The organism is Bacteroides sp. HMSC067B03 (assembly GCF_001811315.1).
GTDB classification, from domain to species: Bacteria; Bacteroidota; Bacteroidia; order Bacteroidales; family Bacteroidaceae; genus Bacteroides; species Bacteroides faecis.
The window spans coordinates 1-20,483 of record NZ_KV804493.1 but is presented as its reverse complement, the minus strand read 5'-3'; the positions used below and the strand labels follow the sequence as shown (position 1 = coordinate 20,483).

Genomic DNA, 20,483 nt, shown 5'->3' with positions numbered 1-20,483 from the left:
CCTTTAAATTAGTACGGAAAACATGTAAGATCATACGTCGACGTCATTTGTCGGTTCATTTTCACCCTCCGGCAGCTTTTTCCGATAGGCGGAAGGAGATACTCCGAACTGGCTTTTGAAACATTTGCTGAAGTAGAACGGATCATTGATACCTACGCTGTAGGCGACTTCGGCTATAGTGAGATCTTCTGTCAATAACATTTCAGCAGCCTTTTTCAATCGTATGACACGTAAATATTCATAAGGAGAATAACCGGTTACTCCCCGCACTTTTTTATAGAACACAGTACGCCCTAATCCCATTATTCCGGCAAAGTCATTGACCGAGAATTCAGTGTCGGTCATGTGCTCATTCAATACCTCATTTAGTTTCGCCGAGAACTTCTGATCCTTGTCATTGGTACAAATAATGGAATGAGCCAATCCCGGTTCGTTGGAATATTTTTGGCGCAGTTTATCCCGTAGCTCGATTAACTTGGAGATTCTTGCCAGTAGTAAAGAGACATTGAATGGCTTCGTGATATACGCATCAGCTCCGGATTCAATTCCTTCCTGGTATTTCTCTTCTATATCGAGAGCAGTCAGTAATATGATGGGGATATGACTGGTCGTAAATTCATTTTTAAGCTTGCGTGTCACTTCAAATCCGCTCATTCCCGGCATCAGGACATCACAAATAATTAAATCTGCATCATACGTGCTTGCCTTTTCAAACCCGGATGTTCCGTCGGCAGCTACTTCTACTTCAAAGTAAACTCCCACTTCTTCTTTTAAGAATTCGCGGATATCAGTATCATCCTCTATAATCAGGACTTTGCGTTTGTTCAACGGATCGACAGGAGGCTGGAAGGTCTCTTCCGGCTTTTCTTCCCGGATAAACTCTTTGGCATGTTGTTGCTCCTCTTCTTCGATTAATAGCTGGTTGGGGACCAGGAAATCTTTCTCTTGATAGATTTCTGAATTAGTTGGCAGTATGACGGTAAAGACGGAGCCTCCCCCTTCATTATCCTCATAGCTGATGCTGCCTTTGTGTACATTGACCAGTTCATGCGTCAAGTGGAGCCCTACTCCGACACTGCTGTGGGAGAAGCTGCTTTGCATAAAACGCTTGAACAGTTCGGAACGCTTTTCTTTGGGTATGCCAATTCCGTTATCTATTACTTGGATGCGGAGTTGTTGCTTGTCTTCCAGAATGTCTACTTTGAATATAATCTTTCCGTTAGAAGGCGTGTACTTGAAAGCGTTGGACAGCAGATTATAGGTAACCTTGTCTAAGTTGCCTTTATCAATATACATTTTATAGGAAGGTTGTGACGGTTCGAAGCTGAAATCCATATGTTTGGATTCGCTTGTATCCTTGAAACTCAGGAATATTTCATAAAGGAAAGCAATGACATCCGTCTCTTCCAGAGATAAAGCCAGTTTGCTTTTCTGCATCTTTCTGAACTCCAGCAGCTGATTGATGAGACGTAGCATTCTCCGCGTACTTTTATCCATCGTTCTTAAAGGACGCTGCATTTCTTTCGGAGGATTCTCTATATTGACCAGCTTGTTGAGAGCACCTTGAATTAAAGTAAGCGGAGTACGGAATTCGTGAGATATGTTGGTGAAGAACTCCAGTTTATATTCAGTCAATTGCTTCTCAATAGCGATGCGGTTACGCAGCCGGTTGAAATTGCGTATGATGTGGAAACTGAAATAGCCGGCAATTCCAATCAGTACCAGATAAATCAGATAGGCCCAGGTTGTCTGCCAGAAAGGAGGGGCTATTACAATCTCCAGGGTACTTTCTTTTCCCCACATTCCGGCTACGTTACAAGCCTTCACCTGTAGCTGATATTTGCCGGGAGGAAGATTGCGGTACGTTGCCAGATTCTGTGCCGAGGGAATACTCCATTCCGAATCATAAGGAGGCATCCGATAAGAATATTTGGATGCTCCGCTTAAGAAATTGAAGGTTGAAAAAGCGATGACAAATGAATTCTGGTAGTGTTTCAGTTTTAATTCACGTGTATAAGACATTGTTTCGTCAAGAGGTGAATCTTCCATGCCGGGCAGCATGTGTGTGCCATTGATATGGAGTCCCGTGAATACAGTCGATACAGGCTTTTCCATGTTTTCTACCTTATGGGTGTCGAGGGCTACCAGACCGTAGTTCGTTCCGAAAAGGAGTCTTCCGTCGGTGTTTATGCAGGCTGTATTCTCAGAGTACACATTTCCCAGTGTATACGAAGAGAAATAATAGTTCTCTATTTGCTTGGTGGCGGGAGTGAAACGGGAAATGCCATATTCGGTTGCAATCCACATTTTATGGTCTTGGTCTTCCACAATGGATTGTATAACCCCGTTGGGCAATCCGTCTTTCATACTGTAACAATCGAAAGTCAGATGCTGGTAGTCGTCTCCCGGATTACAGATAGCAAAGCCTGTTCCCGTTGTGCCGATCCACATGTTTCCTTCGTGATCATTTACCAGACAACGGATTTCATTGCTGGGGAATGTTTCGTTAACGTGGTTGTAAAGTATATAGTTCTTGGGTGCGTGGATCAGTGAATCCGGATGGAAGATATAAATACCGTTGTTGGTACCTACCCACATCATGCCGTTGCGGTCTTCCTGAATGACACGTACCCGTTTTTCCCCATAACTGTCTTGAAAGAAATGCTTGAATTGATAGCCGTTGTCTGTTTTGACAGCCAGATTCAGTCCTCCGCCAAATGTCCCTATCCACATCCGGCCTTTGCGGTCACGGTAGATTAAATACACATTGTCGTTTGATAACGAGCCTGGGTCTTTGCTGTTGTGCCGGTACCATTGGTCAGGGCCGATACGCAGCCCTATACCACGCATGCCTAACCAGAGTTGTCCTTCGTTATCTTCGCACATACTGTATACGTTATGTGTGAACTTCTCTTTGCGAAGTATGTTTTTCAGTCCGGCATCATACTCATATAAGGTACCCATGCGGTTTGCCATAAATACATTCCCGTTTTTACCCCGTAAGAGCATACGGATGGTGTTGGAACGGTCGGAAGCATTTTCACCGTTCGGATAGATACGCAACGTACCTTTATTCAGAATTTCGAGATGGGATAATCCGGAAAATTCGGAACTGACCCAGATACCCCCTGAACGGTCTTCAATGATATATTGCAGATAGTTGGAATTGATGTGGCTGGAGTGACTGACTTCGAAAGTGAAGTGTTGCAGACCACCGGTGTTCAGGTCGTAGGCAAAGAGCCCGTTTCCGTAAGTCGTAATCCAGATGATATCCCGCGAGTCATGGATAATAGAGTAACGTTCCACATCGATGTATCCCAAATGCTCGGATGAAAGAAACTGAAAGGGCTTGATATCCCCTGTGCTGGTATTGACATACCATACATTGCCGGTATAGTTGTGTACCCATGCATTCCCTTTATTGTCTCTGGTGACATTACCGTTTTTTATATTCAGGCGGGAGAACCGGCGCAGCTTTCCTGTAACGGGATCCAGGATGTAACTGCCGGTGGCGGTAAACATCACCCATTGATGTTGCAGGCGGAGGCTTCCGGTGATAACACCTGTATCTCCGAGTTCGGTTAATGAAGCGATTTTCTCCAGTCGGTTATTGGAAAGAGAGTGGCGGTAGATTTCTTTTTTTCCGGTAATGATGCAGGTATATTGGCCATAGGAAAAGATATGTTCCCAGCTTTCCCCCTGTGTATCCATTGCTTCCAGTTTGCCTTCATGGTATTTCCATAATCCTTGCCTGGTTCCTATCCACACATGTCCGGGACTGTCATTGCTTTCGTAGACAAACAATACCTCATCAGAAGATAGGTTGCCTGATTCTTTTTTGTATGCCTGCGACGAGAACTGGCCATCCTGATAGACGACACGACGACATCCGTTATTGTTATCCCACAACCAGACAGACTGGTCGGATGCTATGATTTTTTTCGAATAGCTCTGTTTGTATTCTCCGCAACCGGTGAAATCGACGAAACGCCCATGTTTTAAATCGTAACAGCTATACAAAGAAGAGAGAGTGGCGATCCATAAAAAACCGTTAGAATCTTCTTCCATATTCCGGATGCGCGGGTCGGCCAATGAAACCGGCAGATTAGGGTCCGGGTAGATACTGACAAAAGAGTTACCGTCATAATAGCTTAATCCGTTGACGGTTCCCATCCACATAAATCCCTTGCTGTCCTGAAACATATATCGGATGGAATTATTCGCCAGTCCGTCACCGGTAGTCAGTTTGTTCGAACGTATCTCGACAGATGCATGTACTGAACTGAGATAGAAAGATAAGAATGCGAATATCAGCAGTGCATTTTTCATATTTGATTTCTACGATTCTACATTATTATTAATGGTTACAAAGTTAATTTTCTTTTTAGAATAGAGAATGTAATAGCGTACGGAAAAACAAGGAAACGATGTATTATCGTTCACTCTTGATGTAAATCTCAGGTGAAATACGATTTTCTAGGCTTTGTGTACGTATGTACATTCTAAACTATAAAGAAAGCTGTAATTTAGCGGCATGAAAACGGTAACTGGAAAGAAACTCCCGTTACGGTGTATTTGTTTAATAGTAGAAGAGAGGAGTCAGGTTACACAGAAGCACACAATTAACAGTAAAATGGAAATTAGTTATCAATAGGTTTTAAAATACAGGCAAATGAAGAAGCATATAGGTATTAGTCTTTTTTTTATGGGGTGTTTCCTGTCTCTTTCGGCTACGAATTATTTGGTAGCTACCAACGGTGATGATTCAAATGCGGGCACGCTTGACAAGCCTTTTGCCACCTTACAAGAAGCGCAGTCAAAAGCCCTTCCCGGAGATATTGAGGAATGACCGTAAGGTGTATCTATGCCAATATGACTTGCATAGAGATATCGTACGGTCATTCTTCTTATACTATAGAATAAGTTTTTTGATTTCTCCGGCAGTATCTGCAATATACGAAGGATTGAATTTCTCCAGTTCCGTACGCGGACGAAAACCCCACGTCACTCCACAAGCAGTCACTCCTGCATTAGCAGCCGTTTGCATATCCACGCCGGAATCACCTACGTACAGCACTTCTTCTTTGGCTACTTTGGCAACTTCCAGAATATCGGATACAATAATCGGATCGGGTTTAACTTTGACTCCTTCCCGTTGTCCGAATACAGCTGTAAAATGAATTTCCGGGAAATAGTGGTCGACTAATTTTTGAGTGGCTGTCTGATACTTGTTGGAAGCTACGGCAATCTGAACACCTGCATCCTGTAAGTATGAGAGCAATTCCGGAATACCGGGATAAGGGCGGCTGTCATCGGCATTATGAATGTCATAGTAAGGGACGAATTCCTTGCGTACGCGCAGTACATTCTCTTTGGACTTTTCTTCTTCCGGCAAGGCACGCTCAAAAAGTTTGTCGATGCCATTTCCTACCATGAAGTTATATTTCTCGATCTCATGTGTGGGATATCCTAACTTATTCAAGGCATAATTTGTACTATGTGCAAGGTCGGCAATGGTATTTAGTAATGTACCATCCAAATCGAAAATGACTAGTTTCTTCATTGAACTTCTTGTTTTAAATGTTAATCCTGTTTTCCTTTCTTTCTGCTTACAAAGATAGGAATAAAAAACGGATTACTGATAACTGTAGAATGCTCCAGTCAAGGCATCTGGAGAAGAGGCCGTGCCACCGCATTGGCACAACTGTGCCAGTACGGTGGCACGGGCGTGCCAATGCGATGGCACAGTTGTGCCAACCTATTGTCACTGCTTGCGCAATGCCTTCTTACTGAATCCGGACCAATAGGTTATTTCTTTGTAATCCGGAACCAGTCTACATCTGTCCATCCTCCATCGTTGGTAACTATAGCCGGACGGGTGCAGAACATGCCGACTTTGGTGCCAATCCATTGTCCTTCTTTAGCTTGGAAAGGGTTGCCTAATGGAGAGAACTTCTTTCCGTCAAGACTATAGCTGAAGTTGCACATCACAATGAGGTCGTTTCCTCCTTCGCTGGCTTTGATCTTTTTATCGTCACAGCTGAAGCGTACCTTTAGATAAACTGTGTTTTGAGTAAGATCGATTGAAGAGTTTGTCTGTTCCGGTTGTCCCTTATCTGCCTTTTTACATTCGATTTGGGACAGAACGAGACCTTTGTCCGTGTTTTCCAGAATCAGTCCGGCGTAGTCTCTGCCCATTACTACCAAACCTGTACGTTCACCTTTCAGTTTGGGGTTAGGCGTAAAGGTCAGTTTCATTGTGGCGGTGAAATTGTCGGAAGGAGTTTTTTGTAACAACAGGTTAGCTACATCCCACAGATTCTTATAATCCTGTGGCACCGGATAAGAATACAGTCTGACATAACTTTGGTCTCCGGCATAGTATGCCCATTTTTCATTGATGTTTGCATGCCACTGCCATTGCGGAGAGAGCGTATATCCGTCGAATTCGTCACTTTCTTGCGGTGTACAGATGGGATATGTCTTTCCTATATTCGGTTTTTGGTAGGTCAGTACCGGTTCGCCGCAGCCGTCACCATCCTTGTCGATACCTATTACAGGCCAGTCATTCACCCATTTCATAGGTTGCAGGTGGACAAGGCGACCGTAAGCGCCTACATCCTGGAAGTGGAAGAACCAGTCTTCTCCGGAAGGAGTATCTACCCAGGCTCCCTGATGAGGTCCATTGACGGGAGAATCACCCTGCGCCAGTACAGTCTTCCATTTATAAGGACCATACACATTCTTAGAACGGAGCACTACCTGCCAACCGGTTGGCACACCGCCTGCCGGATGGAAGATATAATAATAACCGTTTCTTTTGTAGAACTTCGGGCCTTCACACGTCTGGTGTGCTTCGTGACCGTCGAAGATAATGCGTGAGGGCGTAATGGCTTTGGTCGCCTCCTTATTCAATTCACAGATGGTGATTACACTTTTCAGTCCGGCACGGCTTCCCGCATAGGCATGTACCAGATATACTTTTCCGTCTTCATCCCACAGCGGACAGGTATCGATGATTCCTTTTCCCGGTTTTACCAGAACAGGTTCCGTCCACGGACCTTTCGGGTCTTTGGCTTTTACCATGAAAGCGCCTTGATCCGGATCTCCCCAGAAGATATAGAACTCTCCGTTGTGATGGCGGATACTGGGTGCCCAGACACGGTTGCCGTGTTCCGGACGTTCCGGTGTTTCAATAGGAGTGAGGGCGTAGGGAACCGCGGCTCCGATGATCGTCCAGTTCACTAAATCCTTGGAATGTAGAATCTGCAATCCCGGCAGACAGTTGAAGCTGGAAGAAGTCATATAGAAATCATCTCCTACGCGGCAAGCGTCCGGATCGGAATAATCGGCATAGAGCACCGGATTCTTGTATTTACCGTTTCCGAGATCGGAAACCCATACTTCGGATACATAGTTTTTCTGTGCCACTGCTGTAAAAACAGTCAGCAGGCAGAAAGCTAAAGTCTGTGTCAATCGTTTCATGATATAGGTATAATAGTTTAATGTTTAAAGATTCAATCAGCGTTTCTCCATGGGGCAAAGGTAAAAAAAAGACTCCGCACAAAGGAGTAATAATTGTGCGGAGTCGGTATAAAAACTGGTAAACACTCCGGTATTTGATTGTTTAGTTGTATTTGTACGCTCTGTTTAATGAATATCTTTTATTTTCACCGTTACCGGATGTGCCAGTTCTTCTTTCCATTCACGGAGGTAAGCAAACCATGCTTCCGGTGTTTTATATCCGAAAGTTTCTTTCATAGAAGTGAAAGTGGTGTGATACTGTAAGTATTTGTTTCCCGGAGATGTGATGGTGTAAAGGTAGTTGTCTTTGTCTTTCTCTTCCGATTTTACATATCGTTGGGGAATGCAGGTGCCAAGTCCTACCGTTTCTTTGGCATATTTTACGGTATCGTTTACCGGCCAGTCTGTTCCCCAGCTGCCGACAAGTCCTTTATGATCCGAGTAAGACTCCGCAGTACCGACAATATCCTGAACGCCTGTACAGAACACTTCGTTTTTGATAGGTTCGTCGAAGAATGCCTCAATGCGAAGATCACGGTGTCCGGCATAGAGTGTGTAACGGGTCATCATGTCCAGCTCCGCATTTTGATATTTCCAGCCTGTCACTTCGATTTCTGCAATGACACGCACCGGACCGTAAGAGATAATACGCTCCGTGCGGGTATCTACAGGAGTTATATGAGTTGCTTTTTTTCCGTTCCATCCTTTGAAAGCCCCCGGACCACAACTGTCGAATACCCGGAGGACATCGTCACCGAATCCTCTTGCCAACTGTTCATCAGTAGGGTAGAACTGAGATTCTTTGATCTCCAGTCCTTTATTGAACTTACCGTAGATATCCGGAGTCTGCTTTTCGTTAAAGTAAAGACGATAACCTACCAGTTCCGATTCCAGTACCGGACCATGAGGGCGAACCATACTGTATATGTTGCTGGTGCCGGGCACAGTAATCGCTTGCACCGATTGATGCTTTCCTTTTCTCGGGTCGGCAATAAACATTTCGGCATAAACCCGGGCCGGATAAGTCTTCGTACTCTTTTCGGAAGACAGTGTGACCTGAAAGGATTTTCTACCGTGAGCAGGGAGGCTGGTGACGAATGCAAGTTCGTCCATCTTGCGGTCTCTGTTCAGGTCGTCCAGCTGAGAAGGGATTTCAGTACTTCCTTCCATGACTACGGCGGACTTTACTTTAAATCCGGTATGCAGATCATGTAAATTGATTACTACCGGTTCATCCGTCTTTGCCCGGTTCCAGTTATTATTTACTTCTACAGTAATGGTTTTCTCCTGTTTTTGAGCCCAGGCAGATAAAGAGCAACATCCGGTAAGGAGTGCTATGATAAAAATATTCTTCTTCATGATTTTAATACATGATGTGATACGTCGTATTTCTCTTTGCAAAAGTAGTTGAAAAAATAGCAGACCGGCTTATCTTTGGAGGATAAATTAGTCTGCTATTTGAGCTTTTTACTCTATATAATGATTTTGTGGTTTTCTGCGATTAACCACAGACGCCATAGATTAATGCTGATTATTTTATTCTCTTAAAAACGTAGGTTCAAACAGCTCTCTGCAAAATGAAATAGGATTAGTCTACGTTCCTTAAAGCTTTCCCTCTCTCTAAAACCAGCATTTATAACTATGTATCTGTGGTGGAATCTCTTATTTGAAATTCAATATCTGTCCTTTTGCGTCAATCTCTTCATAAGTTTCGCCGTCGACTTTCAGGTTTCTGGCACTCTTGACGTTCAGAATATTCTTTCCTTTGGTGGATTCTACATAAATATTTTCCAGTGTGACACCGTCTGCCTGACTGATAACAACCCCGTCGGTAGCTTCTGTCATTACCACGTTCTTCACTGTTACGTTGCGGATAGGCATTTCCGGAAGTCCGTTGAAGAACATTGCCCGGCCCGAACCTCTGCAAATAATATTGGAAATATGGATATCACGGAAGGCGGGAGTCTCTTCGGTAACAGGAGGAATCGCTGTTTTCATACGGCTCAGCAGATCTTCTTCCGATTCTTCTCCGGCTCCTTTGCCACCATAGAACAGGTCGAACAGTAACGGTTCGTTCGGTATATTGATCATGTTGATGTTGTTGATATAGATATTTTCTACAACACCACCCCGTCCGCGTGTACTCTTGAAGCGCAGACCTACGTCAGTGCCCAGAAAGGTACAATCTTCTACATAGATGTTCTTCACACCACCGGACATTTCGCTGCCTACCACGAATCCGCCGTGTCCATGCAACACTGTATTGTTCTTTACAATTACATTCTGACAAGGTTCTCCGCGACGACGACCGTTCTCGTCTTTACCGGATTTGATACAGATCGCATCATCTCCCGCATCGAATACACTGTTGATAATCAGCGCGTTCTTGCAAGATTCCAAGTCGAGTGCGTCTCCGTTCTGAGAATACCAGGGGTTGATCACCTGAATATTATTTACCGTAATATCTTCGCAAGATAGCGGATGTAAACACCAACTCGGTGAGTTCTTGAAAGTGACACCTTCCAACAGTACCTTTTTACTTTTTACGAAACTGAGCAATACCGGACGCAGCCATGCACGGATTTCATTCCATTCTTCGTCTGTATTGATGCCTTCGGGTACATTAAAGTCTTTACAAGCCATTGCACCTTTCAGCGAACCTGCCGTAGGGTACCAGATTCTTTCCTGCGCATCGAGCACACCACCCGATTTTACCAGTTTGTTCCATTGCGAAGCAGTTAGCTTTTCCTTCTTCACCGGGCGCCAGCAATCTCCGTTGCCGTCAAATATTCCATATCCTGTGATGGCTATATTCTCGGCGTCGCGTGCTGAAATCGGTGATTGGCAACGGCGGGTGTCCAGTCCTTCGAAAGAAGTCGGGATAATAGGATATGCTTCGAAGTCCCCCGTAAAGAGTACCAGTGCATTCCGTTCCGTATAAAGATTCACGTTGCTGAGCAGTTCGATAGGGCCGGTCAACCAGGTACCTTCCGGGATAATCACCTTACCTCCGCCACGCTGGTTTACTTCTTTTATAGCATCATTGATGGCTTTCGTATTCAGGGTCATTCCGTCCCCTTTGGCTCCGAATTTAGAGATATTTACCTCATAAGCGGGAAAAACCGGCTGTTGCACTTTCGGCATATCGAAAGGTAAATTCTGGTAAATGGTGTCGTCTATTGCGTTCTCGCTTATTGCGCACTCACTTTGTTTGCATCCCGAGATAAACGGCAAACAACATACGACCATCCAGAGGAGTCTTCTTGTCATTGTGTTCATTTAGTAACTATTTCTATAGGGTTATACATTTATTGTTTTTCTGGTATTTCTCTTTTCTGATTGCTAAGATGGTTTTCTCATAACGCTTATCTCCCTCGGCAGGCGACCTCTCGCAGGCGGCCTGCCGGAAAGGAATAAGACCAATTCATGTTAACCTAATTCTAACCTTAAATAAATATTATGAAAAAACCTCTTAATTATCATTGGCAAAGATAGGGGGGAAACTGCAGGCGGATGTGGAGTTATTGATAGAATACGTGTATTTTTTGTCATTTATGTCTAATATTTGCACACTTCTCGTGTTTTTATGCAGAAAGATACTATCTTTGCACAAAATTTAACTATTAGAAGATATGAGTAACAACTTGTTGAAAGGAAAAAGAGGAATTATCTTCGGTGCCCTGAACGACCAGTCTATCGCCTGGAAAGTAGCAGAGCGTGCCGTAGAAGAAGGTGCGATCATTACATTATCAAATACTCCGATGGCTATCCGTATGGGAGAAGTCAATGCATTAGCTGAAAAACTGAACTGTCAGGTAGTGCCGGCAGATGCTACCAGTGTGGAAGATTTGTCGAACGTATTCAAGACATCTATGGATGTACTGGGTGGACAAATTGATTTTGTATTGCACTCTATCGGTATGTCTCCTAACGTGCGCAAGAAACGTACTTATGATGACCTTGACTATGGAATGCTGGATAAAACATTGGATATTTCAGCTGTTTCATTCCATAAAATGATCCAGTCTGCCAAGAAGCTGAATGCTATTGCAGACTATGGTTCTATTGTAGCTTTGAGTTATGTAGCTGCACAGCGTACTTTCTACGGTTACAATGACATGGCAGATGCCAAAGCATTGCTGGAATCTATCGCACGCAGCTTCGGTTATATCTACGGACGTGAGCATAGTGTACGTGTGAATACGATTTCACAGTCGCCTACATTCACTACAGCCGGTTCGGGAGTGAAAGGTATGGATAAACTGTACGACTTTGCTAACCGTATGTCTCCGCTCGGAAACGCAACGGCTGACGAATGTGCCGATTATTGTATCGTCATGTTCTCCGATCTCACCCGTAAGGTGACTATGCAGAACTTATTCCATGACGGTGGTTTCTCCAGCGTAGGTATGAGTCTTCGTGCAATGGCTACTTACGAGAAAGGACTGGATGAGTACATGGACGAAAATGGTAATATCATTTACGGATAAAAAGTTATGAAACTACGGATCTCTCTTCTTACTATATTAATAGGTATGCTTTTCGCCTCCTGCGGCTTAAGCACAGGAAAGGTTGCGGAGCAGAAAGATGAAGGGATTTCTGTTCTGAGATACGATAAGCTGTTGAGCGAATATGTTCGCTCCAACAGCTTTTCTGCTATGCAGAAGTTGACTATGGACTATCGGCAGCCGACAAAGATTCTGATAGAAGATGTGCTTTCTATCGGTACGGTGAAGGACGACACCATTTCACAACGACTGCAAAAGTTCTATTCGGACAGTACATTGCTTCGTTTGTTGAGCGATGTCGAAGCGAAATATCCTAATCTTGACGGAGTAGAAAAAGGACTCACCAAAGGATTCCGGAAACTGAAGAAGGAGGTTCCCGACACGAAAGTACCATTTATTTATTCGCAGATATCCGCATTCAATGAATCGATTATTCTGGTGGATACCTTGCTGGGGATCAGCCTCGATAAGTATATGGGAGAAGACTATCCTCTTTATAAACGTTTCTATTACGATTATCAATGTGCTTCGATGCGCCCGGAACGGATTGTACCGGATTGTTTCTCATTCTATCTTCTCAGCCGTTACGGACTGAACTATCACGAAGGTACTTGCCTGGTCGATCTGATGATGCATTCCGGCAAAATCAATTACGTCGTGCAGCATCTGCTCGGTTATGAAGATATCGGTCAGGTGATGGGGTATTCGGAGCAGGAAAACGACTGGTGCAAGAAAAATGAGAAGGACATCTGGGAGTATATCTGTGCAAACGATCACTTGCATGCACGAGACCCGATGGTGATCCGTTACTATATGAAACCGGCGCCGACTGTTGACATGCTGGGAGGACAAGCGCCTGCATTGATCGGTTCGTGGGTGGGTGCGCGGATTATCGCATCGTATATGAAAAAGCATAAGGACCTTAAAATAAAGGATCTGTTAGAGCTTACCGATTATCAGAATATGTTTGAGGAATCGGGCTACCTGAAACTCTGATCCGCCAAATTTATTATTCTTAATTCTTCATTCTTAATTCTTCATTTTCAAAGTGGAAACTGCTCTTTATCTGTTGCCTGTCACATTGGGCGATACACCTCTTGAACAGGTGTTGCCTTCTTATAATACGGAGATTATTCGTGGTATCCGGCATTTTATTGTCGAGGATGTTCGTTCTGCCCGTCGCTTTCTGAAGAAGGTTGATCGGGAGATTGACATTGATTCGCTGACATTCTATCCGCTGAATAAGCATACTTCTCCCGAAGACATTTCCGGTTATCTGAAACCTTTGGCGGATGGAGCCTCAATGGGGGTGATTTCAGAGGCAGGTTGTCCTGCCGTTGCCGATCCGGGAGCAGATGTAGTTGCCATTGCCCAGCGCAAGAAGTTGAAAGTGGTTCCCCTGGTAGGCCCGTCATCTATCATTCTTTCTGTGATGGCTTCGGGATTTAACGGACAGAGCTTTGCCTTTCACGGCTATCTGCCGATAGAACCGGGCGAACGGGCCAGGAAACTGAAGACACTGGAACAACGCGTCTACGCCGAAAGCCAGACACAGCTATTCATCGAAACTCCTTACCGGAATCATAAGATGATAGAGGATATATTGCAGAACTGCCGTCCGCAGACAAAACTATGCATTGCTGCCAATATCACTTGTGAAGGTGAGTTGATACAAACTCGTACAGTGAAAGACTGGAAAGGACATGTTCCCGAATTATCTAAGATTCCTTGTATTTTTCTCTTATACAAATAACATCTTTCAAGTGTTCGTATTCATCTTCGAAGCAACTGCTGAAAAAGCCTTTGCCCATATTCTCTTCTATCTGCTTGAAATTCCATAGCTTACTGTTCTTAAAGCGGGGAGTACAAAGGATAGAATCATCTTTAATGTCGACGATGAAGAGATAGATGAGCCGGTTGGTTATGTCATTCTCAAAGTGATAGACGATGTTGAACTGTGGCTTGATATCTTCTGCTGCCTGTGGGAGCGCATTGTGTACCAGACGGTTGACTCCTTCGGTGAGCGATTCACCATAGCGGAGATAACATTCCATTGGTATGTCCGTTTTCCCCTTGTCCAGAATAGCGTTCATCGGTCTGTCGCAAAGAAACAGCATCCCGTGAGTGGATACGGCTATTCTTATGACCGGATTGATATATGTATTTTTATAGTTGAGCGCTTCTATGGCAAGACTTCTCCCGATTACGTCTCCTTTGGTGTTGACTATAGGTACATATTCCGTGTGCGACATCAGATGGTTGAAATACCGGATAGCGATCTGATTGAACAGGATAGCCATCACAAATACGACAGGTGGAAATACTTTGTAAAGTACCATCAGACTTGTCTGGCTTAAAGGGTCCTGACAGGCTACCACAATGCTGATAATGATAAAATGCAATATGCCGAAGATCAATGCAAAGCGTGCTGAGACAACGGCAGCCTCTGCTCCTTGCGCGTACAAGCGTTTGTTGCAGGAGCCTATCTGTCTCAGAAAGTGATTGATAAATCTTTTTTTATGCATGTAGAGTATCAGCATCGGAATGAGGATACTGACTTCCAGTGTAAGGGGCAGGGCGCCGGGCGGAACATAGTCGCCGGGAATCAAGGCTGCGAGCGAGAGCAGTGCCAGCATTCCGGTAGCTATATAAAGAATAAAATTAGGGATCAGCGTTCCTTTGCGGTGTAGTAATAGGTATATCCCTACGATACCTATACTAGTACCGATGTAAATAGCCGTGTCTTGCGTTATAAATTCACACAATAAAATGGAAATAATAACGGGGATAAAACCCAATGACATGTTAAACGCGGAAGAAAGTGTTCCTTTATGATCCATCTTTATGTTTATTTGCCGGTTTTACCTATAAAACAAATAGGGAATGTGTTTTGTTTTCTATCGTATGTGTTTCTCTGCATGATAGGACGAGCGGACAAGAGGAGCGCTTTCTACAATGCTGAATCCTTTCTCTAATCCGATTGTTTTATAAGCGGCAAATTGCTGTGGCGTCACATACTCGGCAACCGGATAATGCCGGTGCGTAGGCTGCAAATATTGTCCTATCGTAAGAATCTGGCAGCCGACTGCCAGCAGATCGTCCATGATTGTTTCTACTTCCCGGGGAGTTTCTCCCAGCCCGACCATAATACCGCTTTTCGATTTGATTCCGCTTCCGGCAACATGACCGATTACTTGCAGGCTGGTATCGTAGTTGGCAGCACTGCGGACCAGCGGGCTGATACGTCTTACCGTCTCCATATTGTGAGAGATAATGTCGGGATTCTCTTCTATGACCAGATCGACCAGGTCCATTCTACCCTGGAAATCGGGTATCAGCACCTCGATAGTGGTTTGCGGATTCAGTCGTTTGATTTCACGGATCGTATGTGCCCAATGTCCGGCTCCCAAGTCAGGCAGATCGTCACGGTCTACTGAGGTAACTACCGCATGATCTAGTTTCATGAGGGCGATAGACTCTGCCACATGCGTGGGTTCGTTGGTATCCAGCGGATGCGGGCGTCCGGTTTGCGTATTACAGAATTTGCAGCTACGGGTACAGATGTCCCCCCCGATCATAAATGTGGCGGTTCCTTTTCCCCAGCATTCTCCCATATTGGGACAACGCCCACTGCTGCATATTGTATGCAGGCAGTGGGAGTCGACTATTCTTTTAGTTTCGGTGTAACGGTTGTTGGCGCCGATATTTATTTTCAGCCACTCGGGCTTACGCACTCTGTCAGCCATTACAAGTTATTCAGGAAGAAGTTGGTTAATCGTGTATATAGATGCTGACGGGTGTTGCCGCCGTATATGCCATGGTTGCGATTGGTATATACTTGCATATCAAACTGCTTGCCCAACTGTACCAGATGTTCGGCATATTCTGCACAGTTCTGGAAGTGAACATTATCATCTGTCATGCCGTGTACCAGCAACAGATTGCCATGCAGTTTATCAGCACGTGTGAAAGCAGATGACTCTTTGTATCCTTCCGCATTCTCTTTCGGAGTACGCATAAAGCGTTCCGTGTATATGGTGTCGTAGAAACGCCAGTCGGTAGGTGCGGCAACAGCTACACCGGCTTTGAACACCGGAGTTCCTTCGCTCATGCTCATTAATGTCATGTATCCGCCATAGCTCCATCCCCAGATTCCGATACGGTCTTTGTCCACATAGGGCTGTTTACCCAGATAGAGAGCCGTTTCAACCTGATCTTTGGCTTCTTTCACACCGATTTTGAGATATGTGCATTTCTCGAACGCTTCTCCGCGACCTCCTGTGCCACGACCATCTACGCATACAACAATGTAACCGAGGCTTGCCATGTAAGTTTCCCAACTGATTCCCCAAGTATCCAGTACTTGTTGTGAACCCGGTCCGCTATATTGGTACATCAGTACCGGATATTTCTTGGATGCGGAGAAATTGGCCGGCTTCATCATCCATCCGTTCAGAGTCACTCCGTCCGTCGTCTGGAAAGTAAAGAACTCTTTTTGCGGAATCGCATAACCGGATAACGTTTGCTTCAGTTGGTCGTTGTTGATGAGCGTCTTTAAGGTTTTGCCTGTATTGTCGTTCAGCGTAACGAGCATAGGAGTATCCAGATTCGAGAATTTGTTCATGTAATACTTCATCGACTGGCTGAAAAGCGGTGTGTTGGTGCCTTCACGTTGAGACAGTTTCAGTTTTTTGCCTTTCTTGTCGATCTTATAGACAGCTTTGCGCAAAGGACTTTCCTCATTGCTGGTATAATAGAACGAACCGTCTGCTTCATCATAACCCAGAAAATCTTTCACTTCATATTTGCCGTTGGTCACTTTCTTGATGAGGTTGCCACCCATGCTGTACCAGTACAGATGACTGAAACCGTCACGCTCACTAAGCAGACTGAAAGTTTCGGGATAGAACTTGATATTGTCGAAGACATTCTCCTTAATATAATAAGGTGATTCATCACGCAACACTAATTTGCAGAGAGTTGAACGCGGATCGGCAAAATAAAGATCGAAACGGTCTTGGTGACGGTTCAGTGTCATGACAGCAAGTTTGCTGGCATCTTTCGTGAAGCGGATACGGGGAATATATCCGTCTGCATCTATCGGTAGCTTCATCGTACGGGTCACGTGTGATTTGATATCGTATGTACGTACTTCTACCTTCGAATTCGGATATCCTGCTTTCGGATACTTATACGTATATTCGCCCGGATAATCTTTCAAAGGAGTAATCTGCGGTGCTTCACCCGCGAACATCGGGAAGGAATAGGAAGGAACTTCCGATTCGTCGAAGCGGATGAAAGCAATCATGGTATTGTCGGCGCTGAACTCCAGAGCACGGTTGAAACCGAATTCTTCTTCGTATACCCAGTCGGGGATACCATTGAGAACGCTGTTTTGCTTGCCGTCTTCGGTAACCTGACTTTCGCTGTTGCCGTAGAGCAACTTCACGAGGAATATATTATTGTCACGCACAAAAGCGATCATCGTCCCATCCGGAGAAAAGACGGGGACCTGTTGAGGTCCGCCGTCGGACAGCCGTTCAATAATGTTGTTTGTCGTAACTCCCTTATCATTTCGTTTCAAAGGGTATATATAATGTACAGCTGTGTAAGAATGCCGGTAGATCGGGGTTGTTCGGGTAGCAATCAGCAGTTTGTCACCGTCGGGTGAGAACTGGTAGCTGTCGAAATTCTTAAAGTCACATTCACGTGCCTGGTTTACGTCGAAAATCACTTCTACCTTTTCTCCTGTACGGAATGAGTATTTGATGATTTGCGTACCGTCGGCGCTCATTTGTGTGTAGTGCTCCCCATCGGGCATAGGGATGACTCCCTGAATGTTTTCCGGGCGGAAACGTCCGGAGGTAATATCTTTTAAATCAAGTGCCTTTTGTCCTTGTGCCATTCCGGCGAGGCAGAGAAGGCAGAGGAGCAGGGCTAAACTTACTTTTCTCATTTTATAGGTCGTTTTATATTTTACTTGTCTAAGGTATTAAGTTCATACCCTGCAAAAATAACAATAAACTTAAATACCTCAAAATACATGTCCGTTTTAGTTTGAGATAACCCCTTATTTTCTTCACCTTTTAAATTTGTTTAGTATCGGATGACTGCTGTTTAGTTAAAAATGATGTATAACCGAGAAAAAAGAGTCTTTCTTCTTGCATTATAAAATTAAAAAGTGATATATTTGTGATATCAAAATAATATCAAAATATAATGCTATGGATACAAAAGAATTTCAGTACAATGACGTGGTTATTAATGGGTTTGTAGCCTTGTTTATTAATTTGGCGATACTCCCCCTTTTGGTTGTGATGAGTTTTCTCCTTTTTAAAGGGAGTATTGTTTTGTTCTTGCTGCTGATCCTCTTTATTGCAGCGGCTGTTATGATGATTCCGGGATATTTTTCTCAGGAACCGAATGAAGCCCGGGCAATGGTATTCTTCGGAAAGTACAAGGGTACGTTTACGGAAACCGGTTTCTTCTGGGTGAATCCTTTCATGAATAAGAAGAAACTTTCTTTGCGTGCCCGTAATCTGGATATAGAACCTATAAAGGTGAATGACAAAATCGGTAATCCTGTCTTGATAGGGCTGGTGCTTGTCTGGAAACTGAAAGATACGTATAAGGCAATGTTCGAAATCGATGCGCAGACGATGGCGGATAACAAAGGAACCGGACAGATGAGCGTAACCGTTGCCGGACGAATGAATGCTTTTGAAGATTTTGTTCGTGTGCAGAGTGATGCTGCTCTTCGTCAGGTGGCGGGGTTGTATGCTTACGATGATAATGAGGCGAATGCGGATGAGTTGACCTTACGCAGCGGAGGGGATGAAATCAACGACCAGTTGGAGCATCAGCTTAACGAGCGTCTGGCAATGGCTGGAATGGAAATTGTGGAGGCTCGTATCAACTATCTGGCTTATGCTCCTGAGATTGCGGCGGTTATGTTGCGTCGTCAGCAGGCTTCGGCTATTATCAGTGCCCGTGAGAAGACTGTGGAGGGTGCCGTATCTATGGTACGTATGGCTTTGCATAAACTTTCTGAAGAGGAAATTGTGGAATTGGACGAGGACAAGAAGGCAGCGATGGTCAGCAATCTGCTTGTAGTTCTTTGTGCGGATGAAGCTGCGCAGCCGGTAGTCAATACAGGTACGTTGAATCATTAATCAATAAAAAAAGTAAGGTAGGAAAGTAGTGGCTAAAAAAGAATCTTCAATCAAGAGTTTTGTTTTGCGTGTAGATGCCGAGACGATGGATGCCATTGAAAAATGGGCCGCCGATGAATTTCGCAGTACAAACGGACAACTTCAGTGGATTATTGCCGAGGCGCTGAAAAAGAGTGGCCGGCTGAAAAAGAAATCCGCCAGAGCGGGGAGCGGTCCGTCCGAACCTTCTGATCAGACATAATCTTTTTTAGATGGAATTGATAAGGATTATTGGAAGAGATTCGATATCTTTGTGAAAAGTACTTTAAATATGACCGCTATGAATTCGAAGAGAAAAGATTTGCAGTATGCTTCTGTCTTCCTGTTGGCCGTAGCATTGACCTTCCTGATGGGAAAGGGTGATAACTTGTGGTTGGTATCGTGGGGTGACTTGATACCGAGTCTGTTTGTGCTGTTCATTGCGGGCGATTGCTTGTATAGCTCCCTGCTGCGTATCAAGCGCGGGGAGGACGAAGGGGATTATCGCTGGAGTACCGCTATCGCTTTTCTGATATTCAGTGTTGTCTTCATGGGTGATTTATTTTTCATCGGTCATTTTATCATTGATAAGTTACTGGGATAGAAATATCCCTCCACATGAATTAAACATAGGTTTTGCTCTCATGCTCTAACTATTGGTCTGTATCCCTTTATCCATCGGCCTTACAGCGATTGTAGCAAGTGTGGTGGCAGTATGAGAGCAAGCGGTTGCTCTCACTTTGTATGTATGCCATAATACATCTTTTTTTTCTACTTACTCCTTGCATTCAGGATGTTAACGCCTGTTGTGTCAGTTATTAATGATTGATGTGTCAGTTGTTAATAGTTGGACAATCAGGCGTTAATAGCTGATAACTCATGCATTGTCGGCTGAAAAATGATTTAGTACTTCCTGAAAGAACAGGTTAAGCGAAACAGTAGCTACAGTCAAGTTAATCAAGTAGATAGGTGCTCCAAAGAACTTCAACAGGTGTTTCAAATAGTTTCAAACGCTTGAAACACTTTGTTTCACCGTACGAAACACTTTGTTTCATTGCTTGAAACACTTTGTTCCAAGGCATGAAACACTTTGTTTCACCGGTTGAAACTAATCTTGGAACTACATGAGATTAATCTTGGAACTACATGAACACTAACATATCTACTTTCTATTTGCATGAGAGATAAGACAAAATAGTATGATAGATAGGCGATATCAGAGCAATTTCGTAAGCGTCTCGGCGATGCCGTGTTTTTCTTC

General features: G+C 44.3%; 15 protein-coding genes. 7 read left to right on the top strand and 8 right to left on the bottom strand.

Annotation, left to right across the window (positions count from 1 at the left end):
• Positions 1-30 precede the first annotated feature (30 nt).
• Positions 31-4,329 (bottom strand): hybrid sensor histidine kinase/response regulator transcription factor, encoded by a 4,299-nt coding sequence (locus HMPREF2794_RS25740; RefSeq protein WP_070753075.1) that lies wholly within the window; start codon positions 4,327-4,329, stop codon positions 31-33.
• Positions 4,330-4,672: 343 nt separating this feature from the next.
• On the opposite strand from HMPREF2794_RS25740, the gene HMPREF2794_RS25735 reads away from it, so the two are divergent.
• On the top strand, positions 4,673-4,849 hold the full coding sequence (locus tag HMPREF2794_RS25735) for a hypothetical protein (protein WP_022302239.1): 177 nt from the start codon (positions 4,673-4,675) through the stop codon (positions 4,847-4,849).
• A 63-nt stretch (positions 4,850-4,912) separates the two neighbouring features.
• Here the strand turns inward: HMPREF2794_RS25735 and HMPREF2794_RS25730 are convergent, their stop codons facing one another.
• From HMPREF2794_RS25730 to HMPREF2794_RS25715, 4 genes are all read right to left on the bottom strand, one after another.
• Complete coding sequence (locus HMPREF2794_RS25730; protein WP_022302240.1) at positions 4,913-5,563, bottom strand: HAD family hydrolase; 651 nt, start codon at positions 5,561-5,563, stop codon at positions 4,913-4,915.
• 245 nt (positions 5,564-5,808) lie between these two features.
• A complete protein-coding gene (locus HMPREF2794_RS25725) occupies positions 5,809-7,485 on the bottom strand; it encodes a glycoside hydrolase family 43 protein (RefSeq protein WP_010536782.1) in 1,677 nt (558 codons plus the stop codon).
• A gap of 165 nt (positions 7,486-7,650) precedes the next feature.
• Positions 7,651-8,883, bottom strand: coding sequence for a DUF4861 domain-containing protein (locus tag HMPREF2794_RS25720; RefSeq protein ID WP_010536783.1), 1,233 nt, complete (start codon positions 8,881-8,883; stop codon positions 7,651-7,653).
• Between the two features lie 303 nt (positions 8,884-9,186).
• Positions 9,187-10,803 carry a glycoside hydrolase family 28 protein gene (locus tag HMPREF2794_RS25715; RefSeq protein ID WP_029425336.1) on the bottom strand — a complete coding sequence of 539 codons (1,617 nt, stop codon included), beginning with the start codon at positions 10,801-10,803 and terminating at the stop codon, positions 9,187-9,189.
• A gap of 353 nt (positions 10,804-11,156) precedes the next feature.
• Here HMPREF2794_RS25715 and HMPREF2794_RS25710 point away from each other — a divergent pair, with 353 nt between their 5' ends.
• The 3 genes from HMPREF2794_RS25710 to HMPREF2794_RS25700 are packed head-to-tail and all read left to right on the top strand — an operon-like array spanning position 11,157 to position 13,785.
• Positions 11,157-12,014, top strand: a complete 858-nt coding sequence (locus HMPREF2794_RS25710; RefSeq protein WP_010536785.1) for an enoyl-ACP reductase FabI — start codon at positions 11,157-11,159, stop codon at positions 12,012-12,014.
• Positions 12,015-12,020: 6 nt separating this feature from the next.
• Positions 12,021-13,028: a gliding motility protein GldB-related protein gene (locus HMPREF2794_RS25705; protein ID WP_010536786.1), complete on the top strand. Its 1,008-nt coding sequence runs from the start codon at positions 12,021-12,023 to the stop codon at positions 13,026-13,028.
• Between the two features lie 52 nt (positions 13,029-13,080).
• Positions 13,081-13,785, top strand: coding sequence for an SAM-dependent methyltransferase (locus HMPREF2794_RS25700; protein ID WP_010536787.1), 705 nt, complete (start codon positions 13,081-13,083; stop codon positions 13,783-13,785).
• On the opposite strand, the gene HMPREF2794_RS25695 is transcribed toward HMPREF2794_RS25700, so the two are convergent.
• Genes HMPREF2794_RS25695 through HMPREF2794_RS25685 form a run of 3 tightly spaced genes read right to left on the bottom strand, consistent with a single transcriptional unit; the run spans position 13,751 to position 17,988 of the window.
• Positions 13,751-14,872, bottom strand: coding sequence for a hypothetical protein (locus HMPREF2794_RS25695; protein ID WP_010536788.1), 1,122 nt, complete (start codon positions 14,870-14,872; stop codon positions 13,751-13,753). The genes HMPREF2794_RS25700 and HMPREF2794_RS25695 overlap by 35 nt on opposite strands.
• A gap of 57 nt (positions 14,873-14,929) precedes the next feature.
• Positions 14,930-15,778 carry a lipoyl synthase gene (lipA, locus tag HMPREF2794_RS25690; protein WP_010536789.1) on the bottom strand — a complete coding sequence of 283 codons (849 nt, stop codon included), beginning with the start codon at positions 15,776-15,778 and terminating at the stop codon, positions 14,930-14,932.
• Positions 15,778-17,988, bottom strand: coding sequence for a S9 family peptidase (locus HMPREF2794_RS25685; RefSeq protein WP_070753073.1), 2,211 nt, complete (start codon positions 17,986-17,988; stop codon positions 15,778-15,780). Before HMPREF2794_RS25685 ends, lipA begins: the two co-directional genes overlap by 1 nt.
• 268 nt (positions 17,989-18,256) lie before the next feature.
• On the opposite strand from HMPREF2794_RS25685, the gene HMPREF2794_RS25680 reads away from it, so the two are divergent.
• The 3 genes from HMPREF2794_RS25680 (at position 18,257) to HMPREF2794_RS25670 (ending at position 19,826) form a co-directional block, all read left to right on the top strand.
• Positions 18,257-19,204, top strand: coding sequence for an SPFH domain-containing protein (locus HMPREF2794_RS25680; protein ID WP_070753071.1), 948 nt, complete (start codon positions 18,257-18,259; stop codon positions 19,202-19,204).
• A 28-nt stretch (positions 19,205-19,232) separates the two neighbouring features.
• Positions 19,233-19,445, top strand: coding sequence for a type II toxin-antitoxin system antitoxin (locus HMPREF2794_RS25675; protein ID WP_010536792.1), 213 nt, complete (start codon positions 19,233-19,235; stop codon positions 19,443-19,445).
• Positions 19,446-19,523: 78 nt separating this feature from the next.
• On the top strand, positions 19,524-19,826 hold the full coding sequence (locus tag HMPREF2794_RS25670; RefSeq protein WP_022302283.1) for a hypothetical protein: 303 nt from the start codon (positions 19,524-19,526) through the stop codon (positions 19,824-19,826).
• Positions 19,827-20,483 lie beyond the last annotated feature (657 nt).